The following is a 14570-nucleotide window of genomic DNA, read 5'->3' on the forward strand; positions in this document are numbered from 1 at the left end:
GAAAGCCACTATTCCGCCGCAACCGGGGTAGGTACTCTCGCTTGTGCGTATGAGATGCGACAACAAAGTCGCGCCAGAACACAAGCGAGAGGAAAGCACATGGAACTAGGATACTTCGCGATGCCCTCGCATCCGCCGGAGTGCGGATTGAAAGAGGGCCACGACTGGGACCTGCAGGTGCTCAGGTGGCTGGATGAACTCGGCTATCAGGAAGCGTGGATCGGCGAACACCACACCGCGCCCTGGGAGCCGCATCCGTCTCCGGATCTGCTGGTCGCGCAGGCTTTGCTGCAGACCAAGAATATCCGCATCGGCCCCGGCGGTTTCCTGCTGCCCTATCATCATCCCGCTGAACTCGCGAATCGCGTCGCGATGCTCGATCATCTCTCCGATGGACGGCTCAATTTCGGTGTCGCTGCAAGCGGCCTGCCGAGCGATTGGGCGATGTTCAATGTCGACGGCATGTCCGGCCAGAACCGCGACATGACGCGCGAAGCGCTCGAAATCATCCTGAAGCTTTGGACCGACGATGCTCCGTGGACATACAAGGGCAAATACTGGACGGTGACGAAGCCGGACACGATGTTCGATTTCCTCAAACCCCACCTCAAGCCGAAGCAGGCGCCGCATCCGCCGATCGGCGTCGCCGGCCTCTCCAAGAACTCTGACACGCTGAAGCTCGCGGGCGAGCGCGGCTTCATCCCGATGAGCCTCAACCTCAATCCGGCCTATGTCGGCAGCCACTGGGATTCGGTGGAGGCGGGCGCAGCGAAGGTCGGCCGCAAACCGAGCAGGCAGGATTGGCGATTGGTGCGCGAAGTCTTTGTCGCCGACACCGACGAGGAAGCCTGGCGTCTGTCGACCGGCGACATGATGGGCCGGATGATGGGCGAGTATTTCCTGCCGCTGCTCGGTCACTTCGGCTTCAAGGACTACCTGAAGGCTTCGCCCGACGTGCCGGACAGCGACGTCAATGTCGAATATTGCGCCCGCAACAACTGGATCGTCGGCTCGCCCGCGACCGTCACCGAGAAGATCGAGAAGATCTATCAAGAGGTCGGCGGCTTCGGTGTGCTGCTGGTGTTCGGCTTCGACTACAAGCACAAGCCGGAAGCCTGGCACCACTCGCTGCAGTTGTTGAAGCAGGAAGTGCTGCCGCGGCTGAAGCATCTCGGCAGCGAGTTCGGCCGCGCGGCGTGAAGCTGACAGTTACATCCACCGCAACTCACCACACGTGACGATGAGAGCGTGCCCACCATCATCAGCGTAATGCTTGATGGTGGGCACGTTGCGCTTTGCCCATCCTACGAACTGCGGGTCTGCCGAAAATCGATAATCGCCGTAACCAATTGCTGCTATCAGCGCAATTTGTGGTGAACACGGGTTCGCCGACATGTGCATAGCCACGCGCGAACGGTATCTTTCACGCGGTCCGAAAGAGGCGTAGCCTGACCATCATCATGGGGATCGGCACGATGCGGTCCCGCGTACGAAAGTTCGCCCACGTTTTCGAACGCCTTGGCCTTGCCATGGCGGGAGCCGCGAGCGGCCTGTTCGTCGCGGCCCTTGTCGGGTCGGGCATCTCTGCCTTTACATCGCAGGGATTTCTTCTGCTCATGATGGTCTGCGGCGCAGTCGGCTTCTATCTCGGCATCGATACGCCGCCACTGCCATTCCAAGCGCCGACCGATGAATCCCCGCGCGGAAATATCGACGCGGCGGAATTCCTGAGCGCGGTCGGGACGTTTCTTGCTGCACTGGTCGCCTTCGTTTCGGTGGTCGTCATCGTGCTTCGCGTCGAGCCGCATATCGCCTGGACGCTTGCGATCATGGTCGGATGGGTGTTCGGCGTCGCCATGCAGATCGTCGCCGGCACGATCGCGCGCATGCGCCAGGTCGGGTAAGCCGCCGACGAGCCTGAGGCGTCAATTATAAACAATATCAATGTCTTAGTTATTTGATCGGCCGCTGCCGTTCGGTCGGGCGTGCAAGTTTTCGGGCTTGTGAAGATTTTTCTTGAGCGTCGCTCATTTTCTGGCTATAAATGTGAGCGTTGCTCAATTATATCCGGAGGCCGCTCACATGGAAACGCTTGTCCTGCAACTGACCCGGCAACTGACCACGAGCTTCTTCGACGATTTCCTCAAATTCATCCTGGAAGTTGGCAGGTCGACCGCCCGCGTCGTCGCCACGCCGATCAATCGTATTGCCAATGCCTGTGACGTCGCCGGCGTGCTCGAGCGCCGGCGGTTCGCAGCCGGGGTGCGGCGTCGTGCGCGACAAATGCAGCGTCCCCGCGGGCGCTGGCCGTTCGGTTCGCTCAGCGAACTCACCTGAGACGGTCGAACGGCGCAATTCGACTCGATTGCCGCGCCGATTCCTAACCAGGAAATCACCATGCTCCGCATTGTCGCTGGGCCGCATGGCGGCACCGCAGCCAGGCACAAGATCTCGTACATCTTTGCCGTGCATGGTCAGCCGGTGCCGCGACCTCGGGGTGTCGAACCGCGAGGCAATCAAAGACACTAATAGCAACGGCATCACTGCTTACTTTTCGTTGATCCCAATCCCGATTACCCAAAACGAATTTTGCAAGGCCAAGGACTCTCGGCCGAATTGCCAAGGAACCGGTCATGATCAAACAGTTGATGTCGTCGCGCCGTTTTGCGCCGCTGTTCTGGGCGCAGTTCTTCTCGGCGCTCAATGACAACGTCCTGAAAAATGCGCTGGTCATCATCCTGCTCTATGGCGCGGCCGCTGGCGAGAACGCATCGCTGGTGACACTTGCCGGCGCCATCTTCATCTTTCCCTTCTTCGTATTATCGGCGCTCGGCGGCGAGCTCGCGGACAAGCATGTGAAATCGGTCGTCGCGCGGCGGCTGAAATTCGTCGAGATCTTTGCTGCCTGCTTTGCGGCGGCCGGCTTCTTCCTGCACTCGGTACCGCTTCTGTTCGCTGCGCTGGCGCTGTTCGGCACGGTCGCGGCGCTGTTCGGTCCGGTGAAATATGCGATCCTCCCCGACCAGCTTTCGGTCGGCGAACTCGCCACCGGCAACGCGCTGGTCGAAGGCGCAACCTTCCTGGCGATCCTGATCGGCACGATCGCCGGCGGCCTGTTCGTCGCAGGGGCGAGCCACATGGGCTGGATCTCGCTTGCCGTGGTCGGCCTGTCCGTTCTGTCCTGGGCATTCGCCGCGCGCATTCCCGCCACCACGCCGTCGGCGCCCGATCTCGCCATCACCACCAATCCCTGGACCTCCACGGTGCGGCTGTTGAAGTCGCTCTATGCGGAGCCGCGGCTGTGGGATGGCATGGTCATCGTGTCGTGGTTCTGGCTTGCCGGCGCGATCGTGTTGTCGCTGCTGCCCGCGCTGATCAAGGAAGGCGTCGGCGGCACCGAAGGCGTCGTCACGCTGTGCCTTGCGACCTTTGCGATCGGTATCGCGACCGGCTCGCTGATCGCGGCCCAGCTCAGCCATGTCAGGCCCAATCTCGCACTGGTGCCGATCGGCGCCATCATCATGGGCGTGGTCGGTCTCGATCTCGCCGCGATGATTGGCGCTACGGTGCCGGGCAACGGCGTGACCGCCGCAGCGTTCGCGACCTCGCTCTACGGGCTGCATACGCTGGTCGGCTTCTTCCTGTTCGCCATTGGCGGCGGCCTGTTCGTGGTGCCGTCGTTCGCCGCCGTGCAGGCCTGGACCGCGCCGTCGGAGCGCGCCCGGATCATCGCGGCCGGCAATATCCTGCAGGCCGCCTTCATGGTGGTGGGATCGCTGTTCGTCGCGCTGCTGCAATATGCCGGGCTTTCGATTGCCTGGATCTTCTTCGGCCTTGCCGTCGCGAGCTTCGGCGCGGTGTGGTTCGTGCTCAACAAATGGGGCAAGGAGGGCGTGCGCGACTTCGGCGCGCTCTTGTTCCGCGCGCTGTTCCGCGTCGAGGTCCGCGGCATCGAGAACCTGCCGCCTGCGGGCACGCGCATGCTGATCGCGCCCAATCATGTCAGCCTTGTCGACGGCCCGCTGCTGCATGCGACGCTGCCGATCGATGCCAGCTTCGCAGTCGATACCGGAATCGCGAAGGCGTGGTGGGCCAAGCCCTTCCTGAAAATGGTCCGCCACATCACCGTCGATCCGACCAAGCCGCTCGGCGCGCGTGACCTGATCAAGCTGGTCGCCTCCGCCGAACCCGTCGTGATCTTCCCCGAGGGCCGGCTGACCGTGCATGGCTCGCTGATGAAGGTCTATGACGGCACCGCGATGATCGCCGACAAGGCGGACGCTGTGGTCGTTCCTGTCAGGATCGAGGGCGCGCAGCGCTCGCATCTCAGCTATCTCAAGAATGGCGAGATCAAGCGCTCCTGGTTCCCGAAGGTGACGATCTCGATCCTGCCGCCGGTCAAATTGCCGATCGACCAGTCCTTAAAGGGCAAGGCCCGCCGCAACGCCGCAGGCGCTGCGCTGCAGGACATCATGATCGAGGCGATGGTGAAGAACGCCATGCTCGACCACACGCTGTTCGAGGCGCTCGCCCATGCCCATCGCGACCGTGACACCGGCAAGGTGGTGGTCGAGGACGCGCTCGGAACGAAGCTCACCTATCGCAAGCTGATCCTTGGCGCGCAGGTCCTGAGCCGCAAGCTCGAGCAGGGCACAGCCGTCGGCGAGAACATCGGCGTGCTCTTGCCAAACTCGGCGGGCGTCGCCGTCGTCTTCATGGCGCTGCAGGCCATCGGCCGCGTGCCGGCAATGCTCAACTTCTCCGCCGGCCCCGTGAACGTGCTCTCGGCGATGCAAGCGGCGCAGGTCAAGACTGTGCTCACTTCCCGCGCCTTCATCGAGAAGGGCAAGCTCGACAAGCTGATCGCCGCGATCGCTCCTGAAGCGCGCATCGTCTATCTCGAAGACGTCCGTGCGACCGTCAACGCGTTCGACAAGATTCGCGGCCTCCTCGCCGGCACCGCGCCGCGCATCGCGCGCAGGGCCGATGATCCCGCCGTGATCCTGTTCACCTCGGGCTCGGAGGGGACGCCGAAGGGTGTCGTACTCTCCCACCGCAATATCCTCGCCAATGCGGCGCAAGCGCTGGCGCGGGTCGATGCCAATGGCAACGACAAGGTGTTCAACGTGCTGCCGGTGTTTCACTCGTTCGGACTTACGGGTGGCATGATGATGCCGCTGCTCGCGGGCATCCCGATCTTCATGTATCCGTCGCCGCTGCATTACCGGATCGTGCCGGAACTGATCTACCAGACCGGCGCCACCATCCTGTTCGGCACCGACACGTTCCTCATCGGCTATGCCCGCTCTGCGCATGCCTATGACTTCCGCACACTGCGGCTGGTGTTGGCGGGCGCGGAGGCGGTGAAGGATCGCACGCGACAGGTCTATATGGAGCGCTACGGCATCCGCATCCTTGAAGGTTATGGCGTCACCGAGACTGCGCCGGTGCTCGCCATGAACACGCCGATGGCGAACCGCCCCGGCACCGTGGGCCGGCTATCGCCCCTGATGGAGTATCGCCTCGATCCGGTCCCCGGCATCGAGGAGGGCGGCCGGCTCTCGGTGCGCGGGCCGAACGTGATGCTCGGGTACTTGCGCGCGGAAAATCCCGGCGTGCTGGAGAAGCTGGCCGATGGCTGGCACGACACCGGCGATATCGTCACCATCGACGCTGCGGGCTTCATCGCCATCAAGGGACGCGCCAAGCGGTTTGCCAAGATCGCGGGCGAAATGGTCTCGCTGTCGGCGGTGGAAGCGATGGCGTCCGCGCTGTGGCCGCAGGCGATTTCGGTCGCGGTCTCCATTCCCGACGCGCGCAAGGGGGAACGCATCGTGCTCCTGACCACGCAACGCGATGCCGAGCGATCCGCGATGCAGCGCCAGGCCAAGGCGACGGGCGCCTCCGAACTTGCGGTGCCGGCGGACATCCGCGTCGTCGACAAGGTGCCGCTGCTCGGCTCCGGCAAGACCGACTATGTCGCGGCGACCGCGTTCGCCAAGGAACTCGCTGCCGCGGCGACGCCGACCCCGCCGGAGCCGATGGCGGACGTGGCGTGAAATCTTCGTCATTTCGAGGAGCCTCTCATCGGGCGGCGCTTTGCGCCGACCCGGTGGCTCGCAATGACGGTGGCTGGACGGTTGTGCTGCGCGCGTCCCTGTTGTCCAATGAGCTCACAATCAACAACAACACTCGCCGGCCCATCCAGCGCCGGCCGGAACGTCGGAGGAACTTTATGCCTCTCCCGCTTGATCCCGTGATCGAGAAGATCATCCCGCTGCTGCCATTGCGCGATCCAAAGGTCCTGACGCCGCAGAGTGCGCGGGAGTCGCTGCGGGCGCTGGCCGCCGCGCGCGCCGAGATCCCGCCGCCGCCGGTCGAGCACGTCAACGACATCAACGTCGCCGGCGGCGCAGGTCCACGGCCGGCACGGGTTTATCGCAACGGCAGCGGGACTGCGCCGACCGTGGTGTTCTTCCACGGCGGCGGCTGGGTTGCGGGCGATCTCGAGACACACGACCGGCAGGCGCGCAATCTCGCCATCGACACCGGCGCGGTGGTCGTCTCCGTCGACTATCGCCGTCCGCCGGAAACGCGCTTCCCCGGCGCCTTCGAGGATGCCTTTGCTGCAGTGCGCGACGTGGTCGGCCGCATCAAGGAATTCGGCGGCGATGCGGCCCGCGTCGGCGTCGCCGGCGACAGCGCCGGTGGCAATCTTGCAGCCGCCAGCGCGCTTGCCTGTCGCGATGCCGGGATCAGGCTCGCCGGTCAATTGCTCGTCTACCCCGTCACGGACGTCGCCGGCAATTTCGCCGATACCGCGGAGAATGCGCGGTTTCCATCCCGGGCCGAGAATGCGGAAGGATATTTCCTGTCGCGTGCGGTGATGGAGTGGTTCTGCGGGCATTATCTCGAAGAACGCGCGCAGGGCACGGACTGGCGGGTCTCACCGCTGCGGGCGAAGCAGTTGAAGGGCGTTGCACCCGCGGTGGTCACCACCGCCTGGTTCGATCCGCTGCGCGATGAGGGCGTCGCCTATGCCAACGCGCTGCGCGAGGCCGGGGTGCCGACAAAGCACCATGACGGGCAGGGCCTGATCCACGGCTATTTCGGCCTTGGCGATGCCTCCGACACGGCGCGCGCCGAGGCGCAGCGGGCGCGAGCGGACTTCAAGGCGCTGCTCGACAAGGGCGCCTAGAGCATTTTCGGTTCTGATTGAATCAGAACCGAAGCTCTAGATTCTTGTTTTAACGCGTTTTCTTCACGCGAACCGGTATCCACTTCGCTCGAAAACGCTCTAGCATCAGCCGACGGCGCGCACGCCCTTGGCGAACGGGCTGAGGCCCAGCCATTGCTGCATCGAGCGGGCGATCGCCTTGTCGCCCATGAGCTCGATGCCGCCGTTCGCCACCTCGCGCTCGAGCGTCGCGATCCCCATCCACACCGCGGTCATCGTCCGCAGCGGGCTCGTCACATAGAGATCGACCTCGTAGCCGGGATCGGTCAGGCAGAGGTCGACGGTGGCGCCGTCGATCACGAGCCACCAGGATTTGCGCTCGCCCGACAGCTCCGGATAGATGAAGTTGATGGTGCAGCGGCGCGGCGGCAGCGGCTCGGGACGCAGGTTCCGCCGCATGTCCCACATCAAAAGCGACGGATCGAGATTCTTCAGCGACAGCGAGGACTCGACCCAGCGCTGGGCCCAGAATCCGAGCGACATGATCACTTCGCGCAAATCCTCGCCCGCCTGCGTCGGCCGATAATCCATCACGCCCGGCTGGCCCGATGGCGTCACGCTGATCAGTCCGGCCACCTCCAGCTCCTTCAGCCGCTTCGAGAGCAGCGAGGGCGACATCCGCGGCACGCCGCGCCGGAGGTCGTTGAAGCGCGTGGTGCCGCATAGGAGTTCGCGCAGCACCAGCACGGTCCAGCGGTTGCAGACGATCTCGGCCGCCATCGCGACCGGGCAAAACTGCCCATAGCTTCCGCGCTCGGTCCTGTCAGGCAATGCCTCCTCCTGAAAATGCGGTAGTACAGATTTGATAGCGCGTGACCGGCACGAGACTGGACGACACGACAGAAAATGTAAGTATTCCAGACGCTGTGGAGACCGTCTCGATGGCCACGGCGTCGCAGTACAGTTCCTGAACTGGAGCGCCATTTGCGGCGGAATTAGGCTCTCTCACGGTGGATATTCTCAACGATGGAGAGTGTCATGAGCAGCAACGCAGCACACAATCTCGATGCGTCAAAATCGCGCAGCGCAGTCGAGCGCGCACAGGAGCTTGGCCCGATTTTCGCGCGGCGCGCCGAGCAGCAGGCGGACGAGGACACGTTCGTCGCCGAGGATTTCGCGGACCTGAAGGCGGCGAGCCTGGTTGAGGCCGGCGTGCCGGCCGAGCTTGGCGGCGGCGGCGCCGATGTCGACGAGCTCGCCGAGATGCTGCGCACGATTGCGCATTACAGCGGCTCGACCGCGCTTGCCTTCTCGATGCACACCCACCAGGTTGCGGTCCCCGCCTGGCGCTGGAAGGTGCAGAAGGCGGCCCCCGTGGAGCCGCTGCTCCGCCGCATCGCCACTGAGCGCATCATCCTGTTGTCGAGCGGCGGCTCGGACTGGATCGGCGGCTCCGGCCGCGCCGAGAAGGTCGACGGCGGCTATCGCATCACTGCGCGCAAGGTGTTCTCGTCGGGTTCGCCCGTCGGCGACCTGATGATGACGAGCGCGGTGCTCGAGAGCGAAGGCGAGCCGGCGACGGTGCTGCATTTCGGCGTGCCCATGAACTCGCCGCATGTGAAGGTGCTCGACAATTGGCGCACGCTTGGCATGCGCGGCACCGGCTCCAACGATGTCGTGATCGACGGCCACATCGTGCCGGAGGCGGCGGTCGCAGCAAGGCGCAAGGCCGGCGAATGGCATCCTCTGTTCCAGATCATCGCGACCACTGCGTTCCCGCTGATCTATTCGGTCTATCTCGGCGTTGCCGAGAGCGCCCGCGACATCGCGATTGCGACCGCAAAGCGCAAGACGCCGGACCAGCATGCGATCCAGCTCGCCGGCCGCATGGACACCGAGCTCGCGGCGGCGCGGCTCGCGCGTGAATGGATGCTGGCTGCCGTGCGCCTCAACGCGCCGTCGGCCGCGACCGTCAACCAGGTGATGATGGGTCGCCAGCTCGTCGCGCGGCATGCGATCGCAGCGGTCGAATATGCGATGGAGCTCGCCGGCGGCGCTGGCTTCTATCGCGCGACGGGGCTGGAGCGGCGCTTCCGCGATATCCAGGCGGCGCGCTACCATCCGCTGCAGTCGGGCCCGCAGGCGCAATATGCGGGGTCGATGGCGCTCGGGCTCCCGGTCGACCGGGTGTACTGAGCACCGCGTTGATGACGACAAATCGCGGTCGCGCCGCGTTCGTTGTCGCGAGGGAGGTGATCCATCACGCCGCCGCCGGCGTCGACTGGATCGTCTCCTCACTCGCGCAACACATGATGATGACGGCCCATGCCGGCGCGACGTTTTCGCTTCTGATGTCAAAGAGCCGAGGGGATGCGCGCCGGCGTTCTCGCGGCGAAAGACGCCCGAGGCTTGCGGCCGTTTCACCCTCTTGAGGAACGAAGAGGGCGCAGGGAATGCTGGGTGCTGGTTGCACCCGTGGGCCCCGTGCAACAAAAAGCACGGGGGTAGGACCACAGGTACAGCCGGAGCATTCCAGCATTCCCTGCGCGATGGTGTTACGGCTTATTTCGTGCTCTCCCCGGTGACCGGGCTTTCTTGCCACCGTCATCCTCAGGGATGTTTCCATCCCCCAGAACTTAGCGCCAGCGTCGGGGCGCCAGGACCACACGACTTCGCCGTCCGTAAATGCCACGCTCGTCCGTCGTGACACTCACGTCCACCGCATCCCACCGCAACGTCCGTGACGATCGCGATCCGCCCCTCGTTCGGGTGAGACGCGCGGAGTCATAGTGCTGATTTGCCCGACGGCGAAAGCGGAATATTTTTCGCGTGAGGGGTGGACAGGCTTTCGACTGATTTGCCCGTCGGGCAGTCACACACACACCGCAGACGCCTGGGGTTATAGGTCCCTGGTCCCGGCTACGCTCAAGGGCTTCGCCGCGGCGCGCAAGCCCGAGACGACGGGAAGGGGTGCCGCATGCGGCAACATGGATTGCTTCGTCGCTGTCGCTCCTCGCAATGACATGGTGCCGGCTTTGAGGCTGATCGAGCTCAGCAGCACCGCGGCGAGAATCATCAGCAGGATTCCACCAAGGCTGAGCGCAATCTGCATCGCAAGCCCGTTCGAGATGTCGAGCAGCGCAATGTGACTGGCGAGCGCCAGCAGAACGCCGAGGCAATAGATTGGAAGCGAGTTCTCGCCGCAGCGTATCGCGCCGCGCATCACCGGCGTCGCCAGCCCTCGCCAGTTGGGCGGCACAAACCGTGCAGCCAAAATCGCAAGTGCAAGTAAATGCAGCACTCGCAATGGACCGAGATTCGATTTGTCCATTGGAAAAAGCAGATTCGTGAGGGTCTGCGGCACCAGCGGTTCCAGCGGCTTGATGCTCGAGCCCAACGCGATGATCAGGCTGAAAACCAGATAGAGACCGGCCAGGACCAGCGCTGCTGGCGAGGTCACCCAAGGCCGGAATTTGTTTCCCTCGATGACCCACCAGGCGCCAAGCACAAGCAGAAGCTGCCAGGCGAGTGGGTTGAAGAACCAGACGTTGTGCGGCCAGGCGGGGACGGCCCAGCCGAAGACGCGCACGAGCCCATAAAGCAACAGAGAGGCGCCGAGCGTCACGTTCGGTGCGCGCAGCAGCAGCCACAGCAGCGGCGCGAACAAGGCGTGATAAATGACGAAAACCGGCAAGATGTCGGCATTGACGGGACGGTATTGCAGGATCGCGGCGCGCACGAGCGTCGCGCCCGGATGCTCCAGCAGAATGCGCGTATTGGTCTCGTCGGCAAGATGGTCGCGGCCTGCGAGGTAAACCATGATGGCGCAAGCGAGCGTGAGCAGCAATGATGCAGCATATATGTCCCATCCTCGGCGCAGCGAACGGCTGAGCACGCCGCTCCAGCCCTCGCGCTGGCGTGCCCTGCTGTAGGCCAGCGCGCAGGTCACGCCCGAGATGAACATGAACATTTCCGCGGCATCGCTGAAGCCGTAGTGCCGCAGTGTCAACCAGCTTCCGATGTTGTTGGGGACATGGTCAAGAAAGATGCACCATAGCGCGATGCCGCGGAATGCATCGATCCGTAGGTCGCGGCCACACCCCTCGAGCTCCGGCGGCGATTCGCCAGCCAATCGCCTCGAGATGTCTGTTCGATCATGCATCTGGTTACTCTGTTCAGCGTGCGGGCGTGCTCTTGGTCGGATACGGGTCGACGCGACAGCCGTTCGGAACGCCTTTGCATTTCAAGTCGCCGGTGATGCACCGTGAGCGTGCGGGCGCAGAGCGGGTAGCCGACCGAACCGACGCGGTTACGAGGCCCGGCTATCGGGCGGCCGCGGCTTCTTTCGCGGCGGGGCGGTCGCCCGCACCTCTAACCCGATCACCAGGGTCGACAGGATCGCCGGCATCCCAATTCGCTTCCCGGATTTCGTCGCTCCCGACCGGGATCAGAAGCTGTTGTCGCATTTCGGCGAGGCGGGCGCGGCAATATTCGCGATAAAGCAGGTCTAATATGATGGACATGATCGAACCCTCGCTTGATCATCACCGTCGACATCCCACGCATTTTGCCCACGGCCGAAAATGACCTGTGCCGGGGGAGTTGGTCTCCGACGAGATCTGATGACGATTTCGCGCCGCGCAAAATGCGAAACGAAATCGGGATCAGAGGATACCCAAGTGCTGCAGATCGATCTGCATCGCGGATCGTTGAATTCGATCAATCGCGAACAACGTGGTGAAGCTGGACCCCGCTCGCAGGCGCCGGTGATTTCTAAAAATGGATGCGGTGGCAGCAACGAGAAATAGAGTTGTCACGGCTATCTCTCCTTAAAGGAGATTTTTGCGTCGACTTTCGCAATAATATTATGGGTCTAATTTTCTGGCCGCCAAGTGAGCCAATTCACATCAGCATCGATCACGGGTGAGTGAGACTAGCAGGCGGACGCTGTGGTTTCTTGGACTGCTGCGCACCGCTTAACGGAAGGTTGGTGCGCGAATAGCAAACTATAATGCCAGTCGTCGTTTGTTGGAGCAGGCTGTCCGAATATTTATCAACGCTGGGAGAGTCGCTATGTCTACCGGCGCAACCGATTTCGTATCGTATCGATTTTCTACGCGCGAGCTCCCGGAGCGGTTTCGCATCCCGATATGGCGCGAGAAGTTTGGGCGAACCATAGTCCACGCCGATATCGAGCCTTCATCGGAGGTGCCGTTTCAGGCAGAAGCGGCATTACACGCGGTCCAGGGGTTGCGCATGCTGTCCTTGAAGGGTTCAGCGATGTGCTTCAAGCGGTCGCAAACCAACATCGTTGATGGCGATGACTCGATCGGGCTCATCGTCAGTCTGCCCGGCAGGAGCCAGCTATCGCAGCGCGGGCAGGAGTTCGATCTTCGCGGCGGCGATGCAATGGCGATTCTGCATTCGGAGCCCGTCGCAGTCACCTATCTGGAAGGATTGCAACTTGGACTGGCCTTGCCGCGCGACGCGCTTACGTCGCGCGTGAGTGATGTCGACGACCTCGCGATGCGGCCGATTCATCGCCGAACGGAAGCGCTCCGACTTCTCATGGCCTATCTGAGGTCGGCATTGAAGGAGGGCGCTCTGGCTGCCCCCAAGCTGCGTGATGCGGTCGTTGGTCACATCCACGATCTCGTGGCGCTCGCTATCAGCGAGCACGCTGCCTTGGGCGAGAGCAACGCGAGCGCGATCGTGGCTGCGCGCCACAGCGCCGCCCTCGACCACATCGGGGCGCACTTTCAGGACCCGGAGCTCACCCTGGAAGTCGTCGCCGACAGGCAGGGCATCTCTCCGCGTTATCTGCAGCGCCTGATGGCGGCATCTGGAACGTCGTTCACGGGGCGCGTGAATGAGCTAAGGCTGCAAAGGGCGTTCAAGCTGCTACACGAGTCCCACGACGGCGCGCGGCGAATTTCCGATATCGCGCTGGAAGTCGGCTTTTCGGATATTTCGTATTTCAACCGGCTATTCCGCGCCCGCTTCGGTGAGTCGCCACGCCGCGTGCGCAGCGCCGGAAAGGGGCAGTGGTGAGTGCGGATGGTGGGCACGCTTACGCTTTGCCCACCCTACGCTTCTGCGCGTGATACTCACTCTCAATCATTGCCGATGGTTTCGCCGAACAGCTCCCAGGTTTCGCCGTTGAAGCGCTGCAGGCGCATGGCTTCGATCGGGAAGTAGTCGGTCGGTGATGTCCTGAGCTTGATGCCGGGCAGCAGCATCGGCAGCGTCGTGTCGAGATTGGCGGCCTGCTTCATGATGTTCTCATGCGTCAGCTCGTCGCCGCACTGCCTGAGCACCTGAACGGTCGCCTCCGCCACCACATAGCCGTAGACGATGAGCTGGTCCTGCATGTTGCCGTCGGGGAAATAGTTCTTCATGAACGCAAGCCATTGCTGGACGTCCTTGTCGTCCTTCCACTGCGGATCGTTCGGGTCCTTCAGCGAGTAGGACGAGATGATTCCCTTCGCATGCTCGAAGCCGGCAGGCTTCAGCACCGACGAGACCGAGGTCGAGGTTGCGGCCAGGAAGAACATGTCCGGCTTCCAGCCGATCTCGCCGACCTTGCGGATCGCCTGCGCCGCCTGTTTCGGGATCGCATGCATGAACAGCACGTCGGCGCCGGATGATTTCAGCTTCACGATCTGGCTGTCGATGGTCGGATCGGTCGACTCATACGTCGCTTCCGCGACGATCATCCTGGCGTGCTCCGGCCCCAATCCCTTCTTGAAGCCGTTGCCGTAATCCTTGCCGGCGTCGTCGTTCTGGTAGAACAGTGCGATCTTCGCGTCCGGCTTGTTCTTCAGCACGTATTTTGCGTAGACCGCGGTCTCGGCCTGGTAGGAGGGCTGGAAGCCGATCGAATAGGGGAAGTGCTCGTGGTCGCCCCACAGCGTCGCGCCGGCGCCAACGAAGAGCTGCGGCACCTTCTTGTCGTTGAGATATTTGCGCACGCTCAATCCCGTCGGCGTGCCCAGCGGATTGAGGATCGCGGCCACTTCTTCCTGCTCGACAAGCTTGCGGGTCTGCTCCACTGTTTTCGGCGGGCTGTAGGCATCATCCAGGCTGATCAGGTTGATCTTGCGCCCGTTGAGGCCGCCCTTGTCGTTGATCATCTTGAAATAGGCGAGCTGGGTTTTCGCGATGACGCTGTAGGCCGAGGCCGGCCCGCTATAGGGAGAGGTCTGGCCGAGCCGGATCTCTGTGTCGGTCACTCCCGGGCCATACTTCTTCTCCGCCGCCGCGGCCGCCGATGTCACCAGCGCCGCGATCGCGACGAGCGCCTGCCATTTCATTGTCTCTCTCCCTTGCTCTTGTTCTGCTTGTTGTCGGATCGAGCACGCCGCACGCGCGGCGTGTCGACGGGGCAAGCAAA

At 63.1% G+C, this 14570-nt stretch carries 12 protein-coding genes; 8 read left to right on the top strand and 4 right to left on the bottom strand.

Translation table 11 applies throughout. The features are described 5' to 3' along the window. Window positions 1-99 precede the first annotated feature (99 nt). The 5 genes from K288_RS0124155 (at window position 100) to K288_RS0124175 (ending at window position 7198) form a co-directional block, all read left to right on the top strand. On the top strand, window positions 100-1200 hold the full coding sequence (locus K288_RS0124155; RefSeq protein WP_027581883.1) for an LLM class flavin-dependent oxidoreductase: 1101 nt from the start codon (window positions 100-102) through the stop codon (window positions 1198-1200). Window positions 1201-1475: 275 nt separating this feature from the next. Further along, window positions 1476-1904, top strand: a complete 429-nt coding sequence (locus tag K288_RS0124160) for a hypothetical protein (RefSeq protein WP_027581884.1) — start codon at window positions 1476-1478, stop codon at window positions 1902-1904. 112 nt (window positions 1905-2016) lie between these two features. Further along, complete coding sequence (locus tag K288_RS46395; RefSeq protein WP_152535649.1) at window positions 2017-2337, top strand: hypothetical protein; 321 nt, start codon at window positions 2017-2019, stop codon at window positions 2335-2337. A gap of 296 nt (window positions 2338-2633) precedes the next feature. Further along, on the top strand, window positions 2634-6059 hold the full coding sequence (locus K288_RS0124170; RefSeq protein WP_027581885.1) for an acyl-[ACP]--phospholipid O-acyltransferase: 3426 nt from the start codon (window positions 2634-2636) through the stop codon (window positions 6057-6059). Between the two features lie 176 nt (window positions 6060-6235). Continuing rightward, the gene (locus K288_RS0124175; RefSeq protein ID WP_027581886.1) at window positions 6236-7198 is read left to right on the top strand and encodes an alpha/beta hydrolase; all 963 of its coding nucleotides are present in this window, start codon (window positions 6236-6238) and stop codon (window positions 7196-7198) included. Between the two features lie 105 nt (window positions 7199-7303). Here the strand turns inward: K288_RS0124175 and K288_RS0124180 are convergent, their stop codons facing one another. Continuing rightward, window positions 7304-7957, bottom strand: coding sequence for a helix-turn-helix domain-containing protein (locus K288_RS0124180; protein WP_051334693.1), 654 nt, complete (start codon window positions 7955-7957; stop codon window positions 7304-7306). Between the two features lie 258 nt (window positions 7958-8215). Here K288_RS0124180 and K288_RS0124185 point away from each other — a divergent pair, with 258 nt between their 5' ends. Next, entirely contained in the window at window positions 8216-9373 is a 1158-nt protein-coding gene (locus tag K288_RS0124185) for an acyl-CoA dehydrogenase family protein (protein WP_027581888.1), read from the top strand. Window positions 9374-10076: 703 nt separating this feature from the next. Here K288_RS0124185 and K288_RS46400 read toward each other — a convergent pair. Then, window positions 10077-11339: an OpgC domain-containing protein gene (locus K288_RS46400; protein ID WP_084799713.1), complete on the bottom strand. Its 1263-nt coding sequence runs from the start codon at window positions 11337-11339 to the stop codon at window positions 10077-10079. A 160-nt stretch (window positions 11340-11499) separates the two neighbouring features. Next, window positions 11500-11700, bottom strand: coding sequence for a hypothetical protein (locus K288_RS50785; RefSeq protein WP_084799714.1), 201 nt, complete (start codon window positions 11698-11700; stop codon window positions 11500-11502). A 99-nt stretch (window positions 11701-11799) separates the two neighbouring features. Between K288_RS50785 and K288_RS0124200 the strand changes: the two genes are divergently transcribed. Beyond that, a complete protein-coding gene (locus K288_RS0124200; protein WP_027581889.1) occupies window positions 11800-11985 on the top strand; it encodes a hypothetical protein in 186 nt (61 codons plus the stop codon). Window positions 11986-12205: 220 nt separating this feature from the next. Then, the gene (locus K288_RS0124205) at window positions 12206-13228 is read left to right on the top strand and encodes an AraC family transcriptional regulator (protein WP_244443234.1); all 1023 of its coding nucleotides are present in this window, start codon (window positions 12206-12208) and stop codon (window positions 13226-13228) included. Between the two features lie 62 nt (window positions 13229-13290). Here the strand turns inward: K288_RS0124205 and K288_RS0124210 are convergent, their stop codons facing one another. Beyond that, entirely contained in the window at window positions 13291-14490 is a 1200-nt protein-coding gene (locus K288_RS0124210; protein ID WP_027581891.1) for an ABC transporter substrate-binding protein, read from the bottom strand. Window positions 14491-14570 lie beyond the last annotated feature (80 nt).

Source organism: Bradyrhizobium sp. Ai1a-2, from assembly GCF_000426245.1.
In the GTDB taxonomy this organism is placed as follows: domain Bacteria; phylum Pseudomonadota; class Alphaproteobacteria; order Rhizobiales; family Xanthobacteraceae; genus Bradyrhizobium.

What these genes read in the sequence shown, in the direction of transcription:
- K288_RS0124155 (WP_027581883.1), top strand. Translation starts at nt 100, where the DNA reads ATGGAACTAGGATACTTCGCGATGCCCTCGCATCCGCCGGAGTGCGGA.
- K288_RS0124160 (WP_027581884.1), top strand. Translation starts at nt 1,476, where the DNA reads ATGCGGTCCCGCGTACGAAAGTTCGCCCACGTTTTCGAACGCCTTGGC.
- K288_RS0124170 (WP_027581885.1), top strand. Translation starts at nt 2,634, where the DNA reads ATGATCAAACAGTTGATGTCGTCGCGCCGTTTTGCGCCGCTGTTCTGG.
- K288_RS0124175 (WP_027581886.1), top strand. Translation starts at nt 6,236, where the DNA reads ATGCCTCTCCCGCTTGATCCCGTGATCGAGAAGATCATCCCGCTGCTG.
- K288_RS0124180 (WP_051334693.1), bottom strand. Translation starts at nt 7,957, where the DNA reads ATGGCGGCCGAGATCGTCTGCAACCGCTGGACCGTGCTGGTGCTGCGC.
- K288_RS0124185 (WP_027581888.1), top strand. Translation starts at nt 8,216, where the DNA reads ATGAGCAGCAACGCAGCACACAATCTCGATGCGTCAAAATCGCGCAGC.
- K288_RS46400 (WP_084799713.1), bottom strand. Translation starts at nt 11,339, where the DNA reads ATGCATGATCGAACAGACATCTCGAGGCGATTGGCTGGCGAATCGCCG.
- K288_RS50785 (WP_084799714.1), bottom strand. Translation starts at nt 11,700, where the DNA reads ATGTCCATCATATTAGACCTGCTTTATCGCGAATATTGCCGCGCCCGC.
- K288_RS0124200 (WP_027581889.1), top strand. Translation starts at nt 11,800, where the DNA reads ATGACGATTTCGCGCCGCGCAAAATGCGAAACGAAATCGGGATCAGAG.
- K288_RS0124210 (WP_027581891.1), bottom strand. Translation starts at nt 14,490, where the DNA reads ATGAAATGGCAGGCGCTCGTCGCGATCGCGGCGCTGGTGACATCGGCG.